Annotated in this window: 12 protein-coding genes; 8 read left to right on the top strand and 4 right to left on the bottom strand. The window is 44.7% G+C overall.

What is annotated here, in order from left to right:
* The first annotated feature begins 187 nt into the window (after positions 1–187).
* A protein-coding gene (locus tag KDM92_RS17475; protein ID WP_230408412.1) for an IS3 family transposase occupies positions 188–1,329 on the top strand; the annotation gives its coding sequence in 2 pieces (ribosomal slippage) (positions 188–440 and positions 440–1,329; 1,143 coding nt in all).
* 710 nt (positions 1,330–2,039) lie between these two features.
* On the opposite strand, the gene KDM92_RS17470 is transcribed toward KDM92_RS17475, so the two are convergent.
* Entirely contained in the window at positions 2,040–2,294 is a 255-nt protein-coding gene (locus KDM92_RS17470) for a hypothetical protein (protein ID WP_212685663.1), read from the bottom strand.
* A gap of 82 nt (positions 2,295–2,376) precedes the next feature.
* Positions 2,377–2,580, bottom strand: coding sequence for a cold-shock protein (locus KDM92_RS17465; protein ID WP_110257373.1), 204 nt, complete (start codon positions 2,578–2,580; stop codon positions 2,377–2,379).
* A 411-nt stretch (positions 2,581–2,991) separates the two neighbouring features.
* Here KDM92_RS17465 and clpS point away from each other — a divergent pair, with 411 nt between their 5' ends.
* The 4 genes from clpS to KDM92_RS17445 all read left to right on the top strand — a co-directional run bounded on the left by clpS (position 2,992) and on the right by KDM92_RS17445 (position 9,627).
* The gene (clpS, locus tag KDM92_RS17460) at positions 2,992–3,300 is read left to right on the top strand and encodes an ATP-dependent Clp protease adapter ClpS (RefSeq protein WP_189344711.1); all 309 of its coding nucleotides are present in this window, start codon (positions 2,992–2,994) and stop codon (positions 3,298–3,300) included.
* Positions 3,297–5,597 carry an ATP-dependent Clp protease ATP-binding subunit ClpA gene (clpA, locus tag KDM92_RS17455; protein ID WP_212685662.1) on the top strand — a complete coding sequence of 767 codons (2,301 nt, stop codon included), beginning with the start codon at positions 3,297–3,299 and terminating at the stop codon, positions 5,595–5,597. Before clpS ends, clpA begins: the two co-directional genes overlap by 4 nt.
* Before the next feature lie 264 nt (positions 5,598–5,861).
* Positions 5,862–7,124: a dicarboxylate/amino acid:cation symporter gene (locus KDM92_RS17450; protein WP_212685661.1), complete on the top strand. Its 1,263-nt coding sequence runs from the start codon at positions 5,862–5,864 to the stop codon at positions 7,122–7,124.
* A 97-nt stretch (positions 7,125–7,221) separates the two neighbouring features.
* Positions 7,222–9,627 (top strand): S9 family peptidase, encoded by a 2,406-nt coding sequence (locus KDM92_RS17445; protein WP_212685660.1) that lies wholly within the window; start codon positions 7,222–7,224, stop codon positions 9,625–9,627.
* Positions 9,628–9,721: 94 nt separating this feature from the next.
* Here KDM92_RS17445 and KDM92_RS17440 read toward each other — a convergent pair whose 3' ends face one another.
* Together KDM92_RS17440 and KDM92_RS17435 are read right to left on the bottom strand one after the other, a co-directional pair.
* Positions 9,722–11,500 carry a M14 family metallopeptidase gene (locus KDM92_RS17440; RefSeq protein ID WP_212685659.1) on the bottom strand — a complete coding sequence of 593 codons (1,779 nt, stop codon included), beginning with the start codon at positions 11,498–11,500 and terminating at the stop codon, positions 9,722–9,724.
* Position 11,501: 1 nt separating this feature from the next.
* Complete coding sequence (locus tag KDM92_RS17435) at positions 11,502–13,247, bottom strand: M14 family metallopeptidase (protein WP_212685658.1); 1,746 nt, start codon at positions 13,245–13,247, stop codon at positions 11,502–11,504.
* A 300-nt stretch (positions 13,248–13,547) separates the two neighbouring features.
* Here KDM92_RS17435 and KDM92_RS17430 point away from each other — a divergent pair, with 300 nt between their 5' ends.
* The 3 genes from KDM92_RS17430 to KDM92_RS18675 all read left to right on the top strand — a co-directional run bounded on the left by KDM92_RS17430 (position 13,548) and on the right by KDM92_RS18675 (position 20,513).
* A complete protein-coding gene (locus tag KDM92_RS17430) occupies positions 13,548–15,278 on the top strand; it encodes a M1 family metallopeptidase (protein ID WP_212685657.1) in 1,731 nt (576 codons plus the stop codon).
* A gap of 250 nt (positions 15,279–15,528) precedes the next feature.
* A complete protein-coding gene (locus KDM92_RS17425; protein WP_212685656.1) occupies positions 15,529–16,683 on the top strand; it encodes a CsgG/HfaB family protein in 1,155 nt (384 codons plus the stop codon).
* Positions 16,684–17,027: 344 nt separating this feature from the next.
* Entirely contained in the window at positions 17,028–20,513 is a 3,486-nt protein-coding gene (locus KDM92_RS18675) for a response regulator (protein ID WP_212685655.1), read from the top strand.
* The last annotated feature ends 44 nt before the right edge of the window (positions 20,514–20,557 follow it).

Here is a 20,557-nt window from a genome sequence, read left to right as displayed (position 1 = left end):
TGCGTTGCAGCCTGACTGTAAGATAAGGCATTGTCCCATACATACCTCAGGACAGACAATTTGAACTCGGCATTGTAATGAGTGAACTTCTTTGTCAGTCCTTCCATACCATGTGCTTGGTACCAACTGGACTTCCCCTAATTCAGTAGACATTTAATAATGTCAAAAACAGAGAAGGAAGTACATCATGAGAAAGAGTCGATTTACAGAAGAGTTTAAAGCGGAAGCGATCAAGCAGGTAAAGGAACGCGGACATAAGGTGGTCGATGTTGCACAAAGGCTGGGCGTATCAGACAAGAGCCTTTATCTGTGGATTCGACAGAGTAGCGGCAAGCAATCCTCATCGGCCAATGACAGTGTTGCTGCGTTAAAAGCTGAAATGGCACGTTTAAAAGCAGAACTAAAACGAACGACTGAAGAACGAGATATCTTAAAAAAGGCCGCCGCGTACTTTGCCAGGGAGTCAGAGTAAAGTACGCATTTATCGATTCGCATCGAAGCCATTTTCGTTTAACAAGCATGTGTCGGGTCCTCAAAGTAAATCGCAGTGGATTCTATGCTTGGAAGAAAAATCCTTTGTCTAAACGTGCCCAGGAAAACGCGCAGATTCTGACTGATATAAAACAGTCTTATGTTGAGAGCGGTGGAATTTACGGCAGCCCACGTATTCATAAAGACTTGAAGGAAGCTGGTGTCGCGTGTAGTGAGAACCGAGTCGCAAAAATTATGCGTAACGCTCAACTGAAATCTGCACGAGGATACCGCAAGCCAAGATTTAAAGCAGGCAAGCCAACGATCGCAGCACCGAATAGATTGGAGCAATGTTTTAATGTTGATGAAGCTGATACCGCATGGGTGACGGATATTACCTACATTCGTACTTATGAAGGCTGGCTTTATCTCGCTGTGGTCATCGATCTTTACTCAAGAGCGGTGGTAGGTTGGTCAATGAAATCAACGATGGCGACAGAGATTGTTCTCGATGCGTTATTGATGGCTGTTTGGAGAAGACATCCTAAACACCCCATAATTATTCATTCAGATCAAGGCAGTCAGTTTGGTAGTGATGATTTCGCTCGTTGGTGTAAAGAACACCAACTCATACCAAGCATGAGCCGACGCGGGAATTGTTATGATAATGCCGTAGCAGAGTCGTTCTTTAGCAACTTGAAGAAAGAGCGAGTCAGGCGAAAAATTTATGCGACAAGGGAAGAGGCACGATCTGATATTTTTGATTGCATCGAAGTGTTCTACAATCGCAAACGGCGACACAGTCATTTGAATCAAATGAGTCCCCTAGCTTTCGAGCAACAACAATTTGGAAGTTAAGAGTTGTCTACGAAATTAGGGGAAGTCCACTCTTCTGTATGTTTAGCCATTAAAAAACCCCAAAAGTTGGTGTCCAACTTTTGGGGTTCAGTTTACATGTCGGCTTTTTTGTTTCTTACCCCTCGCCCGCGAGCGGGAGAGGGGCTAGGGGTGAGGGCGGTTGAGTAAGCTGTGGCTATGTTTGGTCCAGCTGATCAGTGCTGCGGTTTGCTTGAAGATTTGGTGAGAGTAATGTGGCAAAGTCTAGTGACGCGTGGGTCTTCCATACTTGCCTCTTTGAACCAATCTCGAATATTAGTTGAAAGCTGGTGATGATGTTCAAGTTAAAAGGTGGCGATGAAATTAATAACTTCGTGATTCAATATCGTTATAATTTCGTCCTTAGTAAACGAAGTATTTTTCTTGTCAACTGTCGTATCTTAAATAGCTAGGCATCTATCGGGCTGTTCTAAAATATACCAGTTACAGGAACTGCCGTAGTCGTATCTTAAATAGCTAGGCATCTATCGGGCTGTTCTAAAATATACCAGTTACAGGAACTGCCGTATCGCAAATAGGCCATCAAAATTAACACAATGGTGAGCGGTTGCGTTGTCGTCGCACGCTTGTTTCGGTTGCTAGATTCATTCCCAAAAGGTACACGAAAGCCGGGATTTACTATCGATACCGATCTTGCGATGGTGGTATTTTCTTTAAAGCTATGCTTTTGATTATGGCTTATCATTTCGCCGCTGCTCAATTTCTTTGTGCCAATCAGTATCGCGATCTGGATCAAGACTTGGGAATTGGCGAATTATGAGTCGCATCAGGTCGGAATGCGCCACCATAATATTTCCCATCACTCTTCGAAATTCCTTCCTCTCTTCAATGTCATCGAAAGACTCGATAATTTCGCGCAACTCATTTCCCGTCGCGCTCAAAGACGCCAAGCGTTCCATTATTTCATTAGCAGCTTCAGTCTTCATATAAACTCGGTGCTTAACAGTAAATCACTCGTAATAAAAAAACCCGCCGCAGCGGGTTTTTTCTTAACATTGCAAAATCTGATTAAGGATTTTGGATGTTAGAAGCTTGCTTGCCTTTTGGGCCTTGAGTTACTTCAAATGACACTTTTTGACCTTCTTTCAAAGTCTTGAAGCCGTTCATTTGGATCGCGGAGAAGTGGGCGAACAAATCCTCACCGCCATCATCAGGAGTGATAAAACCAAAGCCCTTGGAGTCATTGAACCATTTTACGGTACCTGTTGCCATAATACATCTTTCAAATATAAACTAATCACACGAGCCGAAAAAGCAAGAAAACTCTATAAAGCTACCTTTCTTAACCTGCCCACTTCATATTGATAATAAAAACTTAAGTTAGATATCAATAAATATCATTCTTGGCGGAAAAAAAAGTAAAGTCAAGAAAATTAGCTTGTCCTTGTAGTATTGTTGTTTTTTTACTTGAAAAGTGGTGCTCTTGATCTAGCGCTATTGATCTCCATTTAAGCATCATGAAGAAAGTTCTCTTGGAACGAGAGATAGCTCCAAGAATGCTACGAAAGCGTTAAATATTTTGAAGTGTGAGCAAGAATGTCACAAGCGCTTTACAATGAATAGAAGTCGTTTTATTTGTCTGATTTTTGACTTCGACCACGATCAACGTACTAGAATAGACGTATGGGAATAAAGCATGAAAATAGTACGGTACTCGAAAAACAGGCGCAGAAATTAAAGCCGCCTTCGATGTATCAGGTGGTGCTTCTGAATGACGACTACACACCAATGGAGTTTGTAGTCGCAATTATTCAGGAGTACTTTAGTAAAGATAAAGAAACCGCGATGCAGATCATGCTAAAAGTGCATGTTGAAGGACGTGGTGTATGTGGTGTTTATACGAAAGATGTCGCTTTGACTAAAGTTGAGTTAGTGTTAACACACGCTAAGCATGCGGGGCATCCGCTGCAATGTGTGATGGAGGAAGTATGATTGCGCAAGAATTAGAAGTTAGTTTGCATATGGCCTTTGTTGAGGCTAGGCAGGCTCGTTACGAGTTTATTACAGTCGAGCATTTGCTTCTCGCGTTATTAGATAATCCATCCGCAGCAGAGGTGATGCGCGCTTGTGCGGTGAATATTGAAGACTTGCGTAAAACTTTGGCAAACTTTATCGCGGACAATACACCCACAGTACAAGGTACTGGCGAGGTCGATACACAACCGACTTTGGGTTTTCAGCGCGTGATTCAGCGTGCGATTATGCACGTTCAATCTGCGTCGAATGGCAAGAAAGAGGTAACGGGCGCGAACGTCTTGGTAGCCATCTTCGGTGAAAAAGATTCACACGCTGTTTATTATCTGCATCAACAAGGCGTGACTCGTCTTGATGTGGTGAATTTCATTTCGCATGGTGTGCGTAAAGACAACCACAACGAACCGCAAAAATCGCCTGAAGGTGCTGAAGATGCACAAGCAGATGCGCAGGCAAAAGAAAATCCGTTAGAGCAGTTCACGCAGAATTTAAACAAGGCCGCAGCGGAAGGAAAAATTGATCCCTTGATTGGACGGGATAACGAGGTTGAACGTGTCATTCAGATCTTATGTCGTCGTCGCAAAAACAATCCTTTGCTAGTAGGTGAGGCAGGCGTAGGAAAAACTGCGATTGCTGAAGGACTAGCTTGGCGAATCACACAGAATGATGTTCCTGATATTTTGAGTCAGGCGGTGGTGTACTCACTTGATATGGGCGCGTTATTGGCTGGTACAAAGTACCGTGGCGACTTTGAGCTACGCCTGAAAGGTGTTTTGAAGCAGTTAAAAGATGCACCAGATGCTATTCTGTTTATCGACGAAATCCATACCATCATCGGCGCAGGTTCTGCTTCGGGTGGTACGATGGATGCGTCTAATTTGTTAAAGCCAGCTTTATCAAATGGCCAGTTGAAATGCATCGGTGCGACAACTTATACCGAATATCGTGGCGTATTTGAAAAAGATCATGCGCTTGCACGTCGCTTCCAAAAGGTGGATGTCAACGAGCCAACCGTGGAACAAACGGTGCAGATCTTGCGTGGACTCAAATCCAAGTTTGAAGAACATCATAATGTGAAATATTCTGCCGCAGCCTTGACGACAGCGGCGGAGTTATCTGCACGTTTCTTAAATGACCGACATTTGCCAGATAAAGCGATTGATGTGATTGATGAGGCTGGTGCGGCGCAAAGAATTTTGCCCAAGTCGAAACAAAAGAAAACCATTGGTAAAGCGGATATTGAGGACATTATCTCTAAGATCGCCCGTATTCCACCTCAAACCGTGAATCAAGATGACCGTAGCAAATTGCAGACAATCGATCGCGATTTGAAAAATGTCGTATTCGGCCAAGATCCTGCAATTGACGCTTTAGCTGCTGCAATAAAAATGTCGCGTGCTGGTTTAGGTAAGACAGATAAACCAATCGGCTCTTTCTTGTTCTCTGGTCCAACGGGTGTTGGTAAAACCGAGGTGGCAAAACAACTTGCATTTACTTTGGGTATTGAACTGATCCGTTTTGACATGTCGGAATACATGGAGCGTCATGCGGTTAGTCGATTGATTGGGGCGCCACCGGGTTATGTCGGTTTTGATCAAGGTGGTTTATTGACGGAAGCGATCACTAAGAAACCGCATGCCGTGTTGTTGTTGGACGAAATAGAAAAAGCACATCCAGACGTGTTTAACATCTTATTGCAGGTGATGGATCACGGTACCTTGACGGATAATAATGGACGTAAAGCAGATTTCCGCAATGTGATTATTATTATGACGACCAATGCCGGCGCAGAAAGTCTGCAAAAAGCATCGATTGGCTTTAATAATAGTAAGCAAGCAGGTGATGAGATGGCGGATATTAAGCGTATGTTTACGCCTGAGTTCCGTAATCGTCTCGATTCAATCATTAGTTTCCGTTCATTGGATGAAGAAATTATTTTGCGTGTCGTTGATAAGTTCTTAATGCAGTTGGAAGAGCAATTGCACGAGAAGAAAGTTGAAGCAATATTTAGTGAAAGTTTGCGCAAATTCTTGGCGAAAAAAGGATTTGATCCTTTGATGGGAGCTCGTCCAATGGCGCGCTTGATTCAAGACATGATCCGTAAAGCTTTGGCGGATGAACTTTTGTTTGGACGCTTAGTAAGTGGTGGTCGAGTCAATGTGGATTTGGATGACAAAGACCAAATCAAGCTCGAATTTCTCGAAGGAGATGTGCCGCCACCTGTCGCATCGCAAGAAGTGGTTGAGGTTGACTAAATTTTGCGCAATAAGAAATTATGAGATGAAAAACCCAGACTGCGGTCTGGGTTTTTTTTCGTATCCTAATTGATTGTTATACACATTTGCATTTTGACTTATGTTGGAAATGAAAAATTTCTTACATGTGATTTCAATAAAAGTGGTCTGTACTCGCTTCCTCAAGTATACTGAGCCACATTTTTTCGCCGCCCTAAGACCTTGCGTTGCGGGAGTTGATAGAAAATCAGTGCAGGCTTTCAATACTATAAGGACGTATAAAACATGACAAAACGCCTCAACCTTACTAGCTACATTATTTTTGGCTTAATACTTGGTATCGTCGTTGGTTATTTCGTTAACGCACACATGGCAAAGCCGACTGATTTCGCCGATGCAATGTCCTTAATCACGACCATGTTTTTGCGTTTGATTAAGATGATTATTGCGCCGTTGGTGTTTGCGACTCTGGTGGTTGGTATCGCGAAAATGGGTGATGTAAATGAGGTCGGGCGTGTCGGTGGTAAAGCCTTAGCCTGGTTCATCATTGCATCTTTGATTTCTTTGACCTTAGGTTTAGTGATGGTCAATATCTTCCGCCCAGGTGATGCGATGCATGCTATGTTGCCAGCTAGTGATGCAGTTTCTGGTATTGCCACTAGCAATTTGAGTATGAAGGAATTTATTACACACTTAATTCCTTCATCAATCGTTGACGGTATGGCGAAGAATGAAATTTTGCAAATTGTGGTGTTTTCTATCTTCTTTGGTACTGCTGCCGCAGCCGTTGGTGAACGTAGTAAAGTGGTAATTGAGGCAATTGATGGTGTTGCACACATCATGTTGAAATTGACTGGTTATGTGATGAATTTCGCACCTATCGCGGTATTTGCTGCGGTTTCTGGTGTGGTGGCTAAGAGTGGGCTTGCGGTATTGGGCACCTATGGTGTCTTTATGGCGGAGTTCTATTTCTCCATTTTGGTCTTGTGGTTGGTATTAATTTTCATCGGCTATTTATTCTTAAAAGGTCGTGTCGTTGGTTTGTTGCGTGAATTGCGCATGCCTACAATTTTGGCATTCTCAACTGCTTCGTCAGAAGCAGCATTTCCTAAGACACTGGAAGGATTAGAGCGTTTTGGTGTGAAAAATCGTATTGCATCTTTTGTTTTACCGCTTGGTTACTCTTTCAACTTAGATGGCTCAATGATGTATTGCACCTTTGCGACCGTGTTTATTGCACAGGCGTATGGCATCGAATTATCATTGGGTACTCAAATCACGATGATGTTAATTTTGATGTTGACTTCAAAAGGTATGGCTGGGGTACCACGCGCTTCATTAGTCGTTATTGCAGCAACCTTAGCGCAGTTTAATATTCCAGAAGCAGGCTTGTTATTGTTGTTGGGTGTCGATCATTTCTTGGATATGGCACGTTCTGCTACCAATGTGATTGGTAACGGATTGGCAACGGCAGTCGTCGCCAAATGGGAGGGCGAATTGGGGCAGCATGTAGAAGGGGATTTAGCAAATCAAAAGTTACCTGAATAAGGAATTTTTTTAGAACTTGTCTGTCCAACAAACGCTGAACTCTGCATAAGATTCAGCGTTTTTTTATTGACCATCTTACCCGATGAGGGAAACAACAATGAGAATGAAAAAGAATGGTGTCGCGCTTTTATTAGCAGCTAGTGTAGTTAGTCTAGGATTTATGCCTGTAACTAATGCACAAGTGACTAAGCCACTTAGTATGGAGCAGATTATGGCGCATCCAGATTGGATGGGAATTGCGCCTGAGCGTCCTTACTTTAGTCAAGACGGCAAGTATGTGTATTTTCAGCGCAAGGCTTCTGGTTCTGAAATTCGTGATTTATATCGCATCAGTGTGAATGGCGGAACGGCGCAAAAATTAGATGCTGCCGACGTGGTTGTTGCTGAGTCCGAACAGAAATTTCTAAGCCCTGATCGCCAATCAACAGCATGGCTGCGTAATGGGAATTTGTTTCTTTTGAAGGATGGCAAGCGCCAACAATTAACGCGTACTGGTGAAACAAGTGGTTTGCTGGGCTTTGTTGGAAACGATCAACTTGCATTTCGCAATGATGGAAAAATTATCCTCGTGAATCTGCGAAATGGTGAGCAAGCGATGTTGGTGAACATCAAGAACGATGATGATCCCAGCGGTAAAAAAGAACCATACGATTACTTGAGTGCGCAACAAACCCGCTTGTTCGATATTATTAAAAAACGTGATAGCGATAAAAAGGCTGCCGAAGCGCGTCAGCGTGAATTGGCCATTCAAAGTGCTAGTGCACCGACGCCAGTTTACTTAGGAAAAGGGCGCGAGTTCCGTAGTTTTAGTTTGTCACCAGATGGGCAATATGTCTTAGTAAGCACTGCTGCGCCACGAAAAGATGGACGCGCCGATAAGATGCCACATTATGTAAGCAGTGATGGTTACGTCAAGATTGAAGATGTTCGTAGCAAAGTAGGTACTGGTGCTGATAGTGATGAACAAATCTATGTGATTGATGTGCAAGCAAAAAAAGCGCATAAGCTGAACTTGGATCAATTAGCAGGGATAAACGAAGATCCATTACTTGCTTTAAAAACGGAAGCTGCAAAACGTCTTTCCAAGCCTGCACCGAAAGTAGGCGTGCCAAGAGCTGTCTATATCAATTTCCGTGGTATTCGTTGGAGTCCGATCGGGCAACAAGTTGCGTTCAGCCTTTTCAGTGCCGACAATAAAGATCGTTGGATTCTACGTATGAATCTGTCTGGCGAAAATAAGAGTCAATGGCAGTTAGCACATCGTTTAACTGATCAAGCTTGGGTAAATGACGGTAGTTTTAATGAGTTTGGTTGGAGTCCTGATGGAAAAGCCCTGTGGTACTTGTCGGAAGAATCTGGCTATAGTCATTTGTATCTACAGCGTGATGGTAAAACACTTGCTCTGACAAACGGTCGATTTGAAGTTAATAGTGTTCAGCCCACTCATGATGGCAAGTGGCTTTATTATCGCGCCAATCGCAAACATCCGGGAATTCATGAAGTTTATCGCGTCTCCTCTGACGGTAAGCGTGACGAGGCTCTAACCGATATGAATGGTGGGATGGAGTTTGAACTCGCGCCAACCGAAGACAAGTTGTTGTTGACGCATTCGACTACGATACGCCAACCGGATTTGTTTGTGCAGGCTGCCAATCCTGGTGCGAAAGCAATTCGATTGACGGATTCAACTTCAAAGGAATTTGCACAAATTAATTGGATTAAGCCAGAGATCGTTGCTGTTCCATCTAAACATGGTGCTGCGCCGATTTACTCTCGAGTTTATCGTGATAATAGAACGCAGACTGGTGAGCGCAAGCCCGTTGTTATGTTCGTACATGGCGCTGGTTATTTACAAGCGGCTCACCACGGGTGGTCCAGTTATTTCCGTGAAATGATGTTCCACAATTTGTTGGTGCAGCAAGGGTATGTTGTTATCGATATGGATTATCGCGCATCGGCAGGATATGGTCGCGATTGGCGCACTGCGATTTATCAACGCATGGGTACACCAGAATTAGAAGACTACGAAGACGGCATTGATTGGTTGGTAGATAATGCCAATGCTGACCGTAATCGTGTCGGTATTTATGGGGGGTCCTACGGGGGCTTCATGACATTTATGGCGCTATTTAAATCAGATAAATTTGCAGCTGGTGCAGCACTGCGGCCAGTCGCTGATTGGGCGCATTACAATCACGGTTATACCTCGAATATTTTGAACACCCCGGACGTTGATCCTGATGCTTACGCACGTAGTTCACCGATAGAATTTGCGGCTGGATTAAAGCGACCACTGTTAATTTGTTCTGGTATCTTGGACGACAATGTATTTTTCCAAGACAGCGTTCGCATGGTGCAAAAGTTGATAGAACTGAAAAATCCAAACTTCGAATTAGCTGTTTATCCAATCGAGCCGCACGGTTTCCGTGAGCCAGAAAGTTGGTTGGATGAATATCGCCGTATCTTCAAATTGATGGAAAGAGAAGTGAAGGGGCATCAGTAAGGTTTAAGATGAATTAAAAAAAAGCCACCGTGAAAAAAATCACGGTGGCTTTTTTATGTCAGTGTTTACGACTTGTATTTTGCAACTGATCTAATTATTTCAGTGCCACTTTTTGGCTTAACTTGCCGCCTTTGATACTGTCATAATTAACGACGATATCACCTCCGCTACTTTCCACTAAAAAGTATAGCGTTGTATTGCCAAACCCTTGCACGCCATTGACCATCAAGCGTTCAGGACGGTGTTCTTGCAGATCAATTTGGTTGGTGTAAGGATTGCGTACGATGCCGCTCGCTAGCACTTTGCCGCCATTGACGGTGGCGAGATCAACGCGATGCAATTTGTTTGCGATGACGATATTGCTGACACTTGGAATTGCGCGCTCATTGATTAACGGTAATTCTACCCGCCACAAATTACGGCCTTCTTTTTTGACAGTCGGTTCTAAGAATCGCAGCTTAGGTACGTGCATCGCATTGAGTAAAACGAAAGCTGCGTTGCGATGGGTTTCTTCTTCTAACATCCAGCCTTCTGGCATACGCCCGGTGTTTTGACGCCAACCTCCGACCTCAACTTTGCCATATTGTGGATGTTCAGCATCTTTGAATGGAATGAATTGACGACCAAAAGTGAGCATGTCATTCCATTTCATTTGATCATAGCCTTTTGGCTCATTCGATGGTGGACGTACAGGATCACCGACTTTTGGTGCCGGGTCAAAACGCACGATATTGGCATCGTCCATCACGCGACCGAATAATTCAGGAACAAATCCAAACGCTCCAACAATCCCATAGAAGTGATCTGTTGTACTGCCATAAGCGGTGTATAAATCACGCCAAGTAATCATGTAGCGATAGCCTGGCATCATTTTTTCACCTTCACGGCCTAGAAAATCGAAGGTGCGATTATCAGCAGCATTGACAGGAGTTTGCGTTGGAGAACCCGGCCCACGTAAAATCATGCGACCAGAATTATGGAAGCTGATGACGCTGGATACTTCTAGGTGATCGAGAGCCCAATTCGCAATGCTACGTGTTTCTGGAATTTGTAAAGGGTAATCGGTTGCGCCATTTTGAATATAGCGTGGTGCCCAGTCATAGCCCCAAGTACGATTTGGATCAGCGTAACCTACGCTATCTTCACCCATCATGCCGTCGCCATCTTGGTCTATGCCTTCTTGTCCCAGTAGTAGGTAATCACCTAGTTCACCTGGTTCTAGCGGGAGTAATACGCGAGGATCTTTAGGATCTAATTTACGGTTGCCCAAGCCCATTTGCACTTTCTTGCGCATTGTCGTGATCACGCCGTCTTTATTAATATCGGCAGGACCATCTTCATCTACTTTACCGTCACGATCATCGTCGAATGGCCATGGTGACGAGCGTGGATAACTGGCAGTCGACGGCTCGTCAAACCATTTTGCACGACTGTCTGGACTTACGGAAGGTACAAAGTAAAGCGTGGACCGATCGACAGTTTCAGTAATTTTTTCTAACTTGCCGTAGTTCTTCAAAATATAGTCGATTGTGTAAAGCACGGTGTCAGCTGCTTGCGCTTCATTTGCATGAATCGCGCCATCGACGTAAGTAGCTGGTTTGTCGCCAGCTTTACCGGTTTTTTCATTGTTGATGGTTAACATCCACATATCGGTGCCAGCGGCAGTTTTGCCGATACTTTTTAGTGTGACTAAGTTTGGATATGCGGCCGCATAGCCTTTCATGTATTCGACAATTTCTTTGTTGTGATGAACACGATTGAAATGCGGTTGCGGCGGCTTTACCGTATCCGCAAAGCTAGAGTGGCACATGAATAAGGCGAGGCTGATGGCTGACAATTGAAATTGCATTTTGTTCGATAGTTTGGTTTTCATCTCAGTTTGCCTTTCCCAAAGTAATTGTCGTCAATGCTTGTCCTGCTTGACTCGTCCACAAGCCAATGTCTACGGTACTGCCTTTACTACCCTTGACCAACCATTCACCTTTGATCGTGGTTGCTGGTTCCAAACGTTCGACGGTGGCTGCGCGGTTCAGCGTTAAGGCGGTGACACCTTGACCTGGACGCATTTCTAATCGAACTGGAAGTTTATTGCGCATGCGAGTGGCTAATTTGCTGTGTGTCGGTAGTTCGCCTTGAACGCCGCCGACCGCACTAATTTTCCATACATCGTTTCCTTGTGCGACGACTTTGGTTTCGAGAATTTCTAGTTGGGCTAACTTACCGCCCCATTCAAGAATTTGGTTAGTGTGTACTTTCAGTGCAGGCTCTAAAACTTTGACCGATGGTGCATATTCTGCGTACGGTGCAATTCCACCAACTTCTACTTCTGTACCATCTGGTAATTTGACCGCTTTCCATGCAATGATGGATTCAGGTGCATTGCTAGCGAGATAGTTGAGCAGATCTTTTTCACTATCTGGTTTGCCTGTTGCAGCTGGATTAGGGTTAGGGCGAGTAGCTGGGTTTGCTCCACTGTTTGTGTTTTCTGGTGTCGCTGCCTTTGTGCTCGGTGCTCCCCACACATCGAGTTCAATTGTTTGAACGCCATAATGGAAATACAGCCAATTGGCGAGGCTTCCTTTGCCAGTCTGCTTCGCACTACGCTTATTATCTAAGCCTGCTTGTTCTAAGGATTTTTTATATCCTTCACTGAGACTTGCTAACGTCTTTAAATCGTCTGCTTCGATTTTATTCGCTTCTGCTGCTGGTGTTGCTCCTGGTGGTGTAATTCGTTCAAAACCAGTTGGGGCTGATAGCAATTGGTTTGCTGGACCAAATACCACCGCCATCGCGATATTTTTGTGTGCTAATACAGCGTCCATGATGGATTTGGTTTCTGATAAAACGCCTGGCCATGAACCCGCGCTGGTATCTGCCACTGGAAAGCCCGCGGGGAAGTTGCGGTCTGGATGAATTCCGCCTATGCCATCCTCGTTGTAGATGCCATCTTTGTCGTCATCTTTGCCTTCAATATAAACGCGATGGGTACCGCGTTCGCCTTTGCTGATGTCTGCCTTTATCATGCGTCGAGGATCTTTAGGGTCAATCATCATGTCGCCACTTAGATCTTTGATGCGCATTTGCGTGATGATGCCATTACCGTCTAAATCATCTGCACCATCTTCAGCAATTAAGCCATCGAGATCACGGTCGAGCTTGCCATCGACGCCGGCGCGTAATTGGCGTGGTGTGGCGAATAGTGCATTGTGCGCATCTGGATTCAAAACAGGCGCTACGTAAATAGTGCGATTAGCCAACAAGTCTTCTACTTTTTTTTCTTTTGACGTGGCCAAAGTCTCGATTAAATGCATAGCTGCTTCAGAGCCAGCATGGTGAAAGCCAGCGATATTTGCACCAACAAATAGTGCTGGGCGTTTGTTGGGATTGACCTTGCCGGCTCCCGCAATTTGTACAAAATACAGTGCATCACCGCCTGAGCTCTTGCCTATTACTTGTACTTTGATGCGATCGGGATGTTTTTGAGCAAACGCTTGAATTTGTTTTTCTATGGTTTCGAAATTGCGGTAATCTGGATTTGCCGCGGCGGCTGTTAAGGTCGCCAATCCAAAGCTAAGTCCTATACCAAGTTGTAATGCTGTTTTTTTAAAAGGTCTTACCATGTCATCCTCCGTTGGAAATGTGCGCTTTTGACTATCTTGATTTATGTTTAGTTCAAAGACTGACACTTAAGTTGTTTTAAATTTTGAATTTTTTTGTTGTACGGTTTCTTGCTTGTGGAACTTAACTAAGTCATTTATGCTCTAAATATATTAATTGAAGCTGATACATGTCTATTGCAGCACAAGCGTTATGTACTCTGAGTGCTGATGTCGTTTGTTTGCTTAGTTTGTTATTAGCTTGTAATTTTTCATTGATGATTTCCGTTTGACGCCGATTTGATTCCTACTTAATTCCTAATTATGAAACTTTCTACTTTATCTTTTGCGCTGACTTTAGCGTTTAGTGGTCTCGCACAAGCGCAATCTCAAGCGCAGGCGACGTTGCCAGCATCTTCTGAACCGACCGCATTTACCATGAGTTCGGGAACGGAACGTACTCCAGAACAATTGGCGATGCTATTTGAGAACGCTGATTTGAGTTTGAAGCTTGATCCACAAACACGCAGTGTCAGTGGTAATGCGGTGTTGAGCTTCAAAGCTAATGCAGAACTAAAACGTCTGGTGTTAGAGCTCGACAAAAATCTGAGGATCGAGTCGGTGAGTGTGAATGGTAAAGCCTTAGCAAACGAAGCGATTAGTAATCCAGAAGGACGTTTGTTCTTAAGTCTGACCCAACCTTTGCAGAAAGGTGAGATTGCCGAGGTAAGTATTCGTTATCAAGGTGTGCCACGTATCGCCAAGCGTGCTCCTTGGGATGGCGGCTTTGTTTGGAGTCAAACTGCGAGCGGCGCACCTTGGATTGCTTCAGCGGTACAAGGCGAGGGCTGCGATTTGTTTTGGCCCTGCATTGACCACCCGATGGGGAAACCTAAATTAATGCGTCTGCACATTATCGTTCCTTCGCCATTGGTGGTTGCTGGTAACGGTATTGCGCAGGGCATGGACGAAAAAGACGGTTGGCGCACCTACCATTGGCAAATTAAGCATCCAAGTACTTATGGAATCGCGATGAACGTGGGACCGTATGAATTGCTTGAAGATAGTTACCAAAGTCGCTTTGGTAATCGAATTGCTTTAAAGATGTGGCATTTGCCTGGTAATCAAGAAAAAGCCAAACATCTGATGAGCGAATTTGCACCAATGCTAGATTTCTTTGAAAGCAAATTTGGTCCATATCCTTTTGGTGATGAAAAGATGGGCGTTGTCGAAACACCGCATCTTGGGATGGAACACCAGACGATCAATGCGTATGGCAATGAGTATAAAAAGTCGCCGCACGGATACGATTGGTTATTGCATCATGAGTTTGCACACGAATGGTTTGGCAATCAAATGACTAACCAGAATTGGGATGACTTTTGGTTGCATGAAGGTTTTGCCTCGTACATGCAACCTTTGTATTTGCAGTACTTACGCGGTGAGCGTGATTATCAGGTCGGTATGCATGAGCAGCGCTTACGCATTGTAAATAAATTTCCGATGGTAACTGGTCGTTCCATGAGTGAAAAAGAGGTTGCGAATGGTCCGGGCAATGACGTGTACTTTAAAGGTTCGCATATCTTGCACACCTTACGCGGACAAATTGGTGATGACGCATTTTTCAAAGCAGTACGTTTATTGATTTATGGTCGCAATGACCCTAAACCTGGTAATTTTTCACCGCGTTACAGCACGACCAAAGAGTTTATTCAGATCGTGAACCAGATCACCAAGAAAGAATGGAATTGGTTTTTCAAAGGCTATTTGATGCATGCCGCATTGCCAGAACTTTTGTCCAAGCGCGATGGAAATGTGTTGAAGCTGGAGTGGAAATTGCCCGATGGTAGTGAGTTTCCTTTACCGGTCGAAGTAAGCATCAACAATAAGATCGTGCGTGTTGCGATGGAGAAGGGAAAGGGGCAAATACAACTACCCGCACATGCTACTTTCACGATTGATCCCGCCGCAAAGCTGTTGAGACATGAACCGCAAATCGAAGCTTGGATTGCCGATGTACAAGCGAAGGCGCGACTGGCGAGAGCTGTCAAGTAGTTAAGTAGGCAAATAGGTAAATGAGTATTTTGACTATTCTTGGTTGCAAAAGACAGTAAATGGGTGAATAAGAAAATTATTCACCCATTTTTTGTATCTCTTACTGATGGCGTGACTGCTATCGCCCGAAGTCGACCTCTGGTCGGAGATTGAACGGTATTGGCGTTTGTTTAAGATATACTTACGCCTTTGATTTTTTACAATACTCGATATATTTGATCGATCATTTTAAAGCTAAAGGACGCCGATAATGAAATACCCACACTTCTCGATGATTGCCGCTTCACTTGTAGTTGGTTTGACTGTGACAGAGTATGCACAGGCGCAAAGCATACAAAAAGGAGCGATTGAGAAATGTAGCAAAAATTTAGGGACCTTAGCGGTGGTGGAACCGCAGAGTCATATGTTGGCCTCACTCTCCACTTACAAGCTCGGTTCACCATCGACGATGTTGCGTATGATCGTTGAAGAGTCGGGATGCTTCACCGTAGTCGAGCGTGGCGTAGCGATGCAAAATATTCGTCAAGAACGCGAGTTAGCTTCTGCGGGTCAGTTGCAGCAAGGTTCGAATGTCGGCGGTGGACAATTGCAAGCAGCGGATTTTGTGATGACGCCATCGGTACAGTTTGCAAGTGATACAGGTGGTGTTGGCGGTGCGGTAGGTGGTTTGCTCGGACGGTTTGGTGGCGCGCTCGGCGCTTTAGGCGGCTTGGCGGGTGGCGTGAAATTTAAAGAAGCTGAAACCACACTGTTATTGGCGGATGTACGTTCAGGTATTCAAGTGGCGAGTGCCGAAGGCCAAGCAAGTAAGATGGATTTTAGTTTAGGTGGTTGGGGATGGGGCGGCTTTGGTTGGGCGAGTGCGGGTGGTTATAGCAAAACGCCAGAAGGAAAGTTAATTGCGGCCAGTTTGCTCGATAATTACAACAAGATCGTTCAAACCGTTAGAAATAAAGACCAATTGATTCAAGCTACTTCTCAAGCCTCGAAAAATAATGCAGCGAATTCAATTCAAGCAACGCCGCCTTCACAAGTGGCAGCGCAGCAATATGCGCAACCAGCTGCTCCTGCTCCAACCGTGCAATCCTCGCCTAGCGCATCTACTCCGGGTTTGGTTGGCATGTATAGTGTCAAATTTGCCGGCGATGATGAAGGTAGCGTCAACGTAATGATCAACAAGAATGGCAGCGTAACAGGGATGGGCAAATCAACCAAGTACAACTTTAACTTTAATGTTTCTGGTACGGTCAGCGCTGAAGGTGAGATGCATTTGGCGGGAAGCGGCAAAGCAGGGAACGCCAAGTTTATGGGTAACGTCGATTTGAAAACCGGTGCAGTGGTCGGTATGTGGCAGTTTGATGGTGATCATGCTGGTCAAGGCACGTTCAATGGTCATAAATTGTAATAACGCTACAAATTTTACGTAGAGTTTGTTGGTCTTCGTAGCTGTGTCGTTAGCACTAGCTAGCACTATTAAGTTCTGATAATTGAAAAACAGCCGAACAGATAACAAGTTCGGCTGTTTTTTTTGTTTAATTTGCGGCTTGTGGTGATGCAGGCGCAAATCTTTGAGTCAGGATGATTTTGTAGCTTAAATTCAACGTTTTCTTATTGGTAAGTTAGCTGAATTCATACTCGATCTAGTTACTGATGCAAAAGTGATTGACACTAGCTTTTTCAACTTGGATACTCAATTTGTTTCCATCGAGAATCTCTCGGTGGCCTGACCTAAATTGGGAAACATCCGGTGTGAAGAAAGTCCATTTAAAATTATTTCTACCATTGGCAATTGGTGTATTAGTTTTACTGCCAGCACTTCTGATCACTTGGTTTGGCTATCGTGCTGCGCAACAAGTGACATTGGATGCGGCCAAAGCCGTGATGATACAAGCGAGCTTGCGCGCTAGCGATGCGGCCGATGCTGATTTGGCAGAGCCCACGCGTCTTTTCAATTACTTCTCTCAGTTTGGTGGCGCAAAAAAAGCGCAACCTGATCCAGAAAATTTCACCAGCCTTGATCGCTTTGAAGAAGTAGCTTGGAGCGCGATGCACAGTACACGCTTAGTGAAATTTATTGCTTTTGCGCCGATCGCAGGGGGGTATCGTGCGATTAATGTCTATGATGAAGATGCTGCGCCTGAAATTTTGGTGCAACATAAGGACACTGATTTACGCCAACATTTCCTTAGTTATTATCCTCTTGATAGACGCAACTTAAAGCACGTAGAACAGCAAGTGTATGTTCCGAACTCAAGACCTTGGTTTACCTCCGCGATAGCAGCTGCAGATAACACAGGTCAAGGCTTAGATCGACGTGCCTGGACGGATGTCTATCAATCTTTTTCTGGCAAGCAATTACAAGTTGCACACTCCACTGTCGTGCGCAATAAGAAAAAAGAAATTATCGGCGTACTCGCATTGGATGTGTCATTCAAATTATTAGGCACTTCGTTGCGTAATCTGGAAGTGAGTCCCAATGCACTAGCTTTTATCGTTGATAAGCGTGGCGAGGTTGTGGCAACTTCGGTTGACAATCACTTATTGGAAGTGAACGGTGCAGCGAATGCTGATGTGAGTTCAGCTGTAATACGTGCAGCATTAAAAAAATTACCTGCACGCACAACAATTTTGGCACGCAATAGCGCGGATAAGAGCACTGCAAAGGTCGCGCACCCTTGTTTGCAAACTGGAGTCTGTGAAAGCTTTCAATTTGATTTAAACGACCAGCAGTATCTTGCGCATGCTTTGGTCTTGAATCAAGGCGGAAGTGTTACTTCAAATGCGCTGGTGAAGCACCAACAAGAGGATGTGAATTTTCCAGATTGGCGATTGGTGATTGCTGCACCAGCTGATGATTTCAATTATGTGATTAAGCAGCGAGCGCAAAGAACATTGATGATTGCGTTGGGGTTGGCAGTGCTTGCTTCCATTTTGGGCATTTTTTTTGCGAGCCGTTTAAACAAAACGATTTCGGCAGTTGCTGGCGCAGCCCTGAAGCTCGGACGTACTGGACAGCTCGATAGCGAGCAGATACAGACAAACTTCGTTGAATTCCAACAAATTAGTGATGAATTAAGGCATGCTGCGGACGCGCTGCAACAGTCACGTGATGCCTTGCTGCTACAAAACGCCGAGTTGGAGCAACGTGTGCGTGATAGAACGATCGATCTTGAACATCAGACAGAGCAAGCCTTACAAGCAGCAAGCGCGAAAGCAGCATTCTTAGCTACCATGAGTCACGAAATAAGAACACCAATGAACGGCGTGATCGGCATGGCTGATTTGTTAGCAAGCACTTCGTTGACTACTGAGCAACAAGATTACGTCAACACCATGCGAAATTCAGGAAATGCCTTGTTGACGATTATTAACGATATTTTAGATTTTTCAAAAATCGAATCGGGGAAAATGACTTTAGAGTGCGAGCCATTTTCTTTGCAGCAGATGATAGAAGACTGTCTTGCTTTGCTCGCCAATATTGCGAATCAAAAGCAGCTCGAGTTGTTGTATGAGTTTGACGCGGATGTGCCTAAGTTTATCTTGGGCGATATCACGCGCGTGCGACAGATTGTTCTCAATTTATTGAGTAATGCAGTGAAATTCACTGATAGCGGCGAAGTCACTGTGCAAGTGAGTAAGGCAGTCGCTGATCCAGCAAAGACAGACTTGTGGGAGATTCATGTAAAGGACACCGGCATTGGTATCCCGGCCGATCGAATCGATCATTTGTTTACGGCTTTTACCCAAATCGATGCTGCAACCACGCGTAAGTACGGGGGGACGGGACTTGGTTTGGCAATTAGTCGTCGTTTAGCCGAATTAATGGGCGGCGGAATCCGCTTACAAAGCGAAGAAGGAAAAGGTAGTATTTTCACAGCGCGGTTACAAGCAGAAGCGTTCTTTGATGAAGCGACGGTGAATCCAAATACCAGTGATATGGCTGCGCGTGAGCAATTGAAATCAGTAATTGGTAAAAGAGTGCTTTTGATAGACCAAAGTGCGACTAGCAGCCGCATCATGCGTCAACGATTGCTTGATTATCAAATGGATGTGACAGTCGTTTCTGACGCAACGCAGATAACTTCCCATTTAAAAGCGGCAGCGCTGGACTTGGACTTGATTGTGATTGATGTAGAACATAGTCCGATGACACTTCCAGAATTACATCAACTAATGCAAAGTTCTGATAAGTTGGCGCAGGTTCCTGTGTTAGCTTTGACGATGCAAGCTGATTTGCATGTCAACCACAAACTTAATCTTGGTGCAGCTGATCCAGCTTGTTTATTAAAACCTGTGCGTGAATCGCATTTGACCGAAGCCTTGTTGCAATTACTGTTTGTGTCAAAACAAATGGGTAAATTAAAGCGTGAGCAAGAACAAGAGAGGCGTCAGGGGATTCCTAGTTTGGGTAATCGCTTCCCGCTGCGTATGTTGGTGGTCGATGATAACCCGACCAATCGCAAAGTGGCTGGCATGATGTTGGAGCGCTTAGGTTATCAGACAGCTAGTGCCGTCGATGGGCGTGACGCAGTCGATCAAATATTGGCGGCTGATGCGAAAAAGCAAGCATTTGATGTGGTGTGGATGGATTTACACATGCCGATTTTAGATGGTCTAGAAAGTACTAAGATCGTGCGCAGTGCGCAAATCCACCAACCGCAAATCATTGCCGTTACAGCCGCAGCAATGCATGGCGACAAAGAGATTTGCTTGCAAGCAGGAATGAATGATTATGTAAGCAAACCGCTGGAAAGCGCGGAATTGCAATCAGCATTAGAACGGTATTTGCGGGCGAAGGGGTTTGAAGTTCGGCGTAATAGCGAAACAGAGGCAGATACATTGTTGCCAGATGCGTCAGATTCCTCAGCAGAATCACCAAGGTATTTTGATCCGAATCGTTTTATGGCTTTTTGCGAGGGCAATCCTGCCTATCGCAGTACTTTTATCGGCTTGATTCAAAACATGCTGAAAAGAGGGCCAGAACAATTTGACTCTGGATGGAAGGCTTGGAGTGAGCGTAGGGTTGAAGATGCTGCGCGTGTGTTCCATACCATGCGCGGATCGATGGGGACTTTGGGCGCAGGCGCTTTTGTAGAAGCTTCGCGACAAATTGAATCCGCCATTTTGGCCGAGCAAGAAGCAGAAGTTGAACGCTTATTTATAGAAGTGCAAGCTATATTGGAAACGACGCTGCAGGAAGCGCAAGCGTGGTTAAATCAACAAGCAGAATCTTAACTATCGCGCCCAAAACAAGCGTGGCATCAGGCTTTTCGTTATAA

The sequence above is a fragment of the Affinundibacterium baiyunense genome, from assembly GCF_018139645.1.
In the GTDB taxonomy this organism is placed as follows: domain Bacteria; phylum Pseudomonadota; class Gammaproteobacteria; order Burkholderiales; family Burkholderiaceae_D; genus Undibacterium; species Undibacterium baiyunense.
Note: the sequence above shows the minus strand (reverse complement) of the source record. Positions and strands in the feature narration are given on the sequence as shown.

Coding starts and splice junctions, on each gene's coding strand:
- KDM92_RS17440 (WP_212685659.1), bottom strand. CDS start 11,500: ATGAAAACCAAACTATCGAACAAAATGCAATTTCAATTGTCAGCCATC.
- KDM92_RS17425 (WP_212685656.1), top strand. CDS start 15,529: ATGAAATACCCACACTTCTCGATGATTGCCGCTTCACTTGTAGTTGGT.
- KDM92_RS17470 (WP_212685663.1), bottom strand. CDS start 2,294: ATGAAGACTGAAGCTGCTAATGAAATAATGGAACGCTTGGCGTCTTTG.
- KDM92_RS17445 (WP_212685660.1), top strand. CDS start 7,222: ATGAGAATGAAAAAGAATGGTGTCGCGCTTTTATTAGCAGCTAGTGTA.
- clpA (WP_212685662.1), top strand. CDS start 3,297: ATGATTGCGCAAGAATTAGAAGTTAGTTTGCATATGGCCTTTGTTGAG.
- KDM92_RS17430 (WP_212685657.1), top strand. CDS start 13,548: ATGAAACTTTCTACTTTATCTTTTGCGCTGACTTTAGCGTTTAGTGGT.
- KDM92_RS17435 (WP_212685658.1), bottom strand. CDS start 13,247: ATGGTAAGACCTTTTAAAAAAACAGCATTACAACTTGGTATAGGACTT.
- KDM92_RS17450 (WP_212685661.1), top strand. CDS start 5,862: ATGACAAAACGCCTCAACCTTACTAGCTACATTATTTTTGGCTTAATA.
- KDM92_RS17465 (WP_110257373.1), bottom strand. CDS start 2,580: ATGGCAACAGGTACCGTAAAATGGTTCAATGACTCCAAGGGCTTTGGT.
- clpS (WP_189344711.1), top strand. CDS start 2,992: ATGGGAATAAAGCATGAAAATAGTACGGTACTCGAAAAACAGGCGCAG.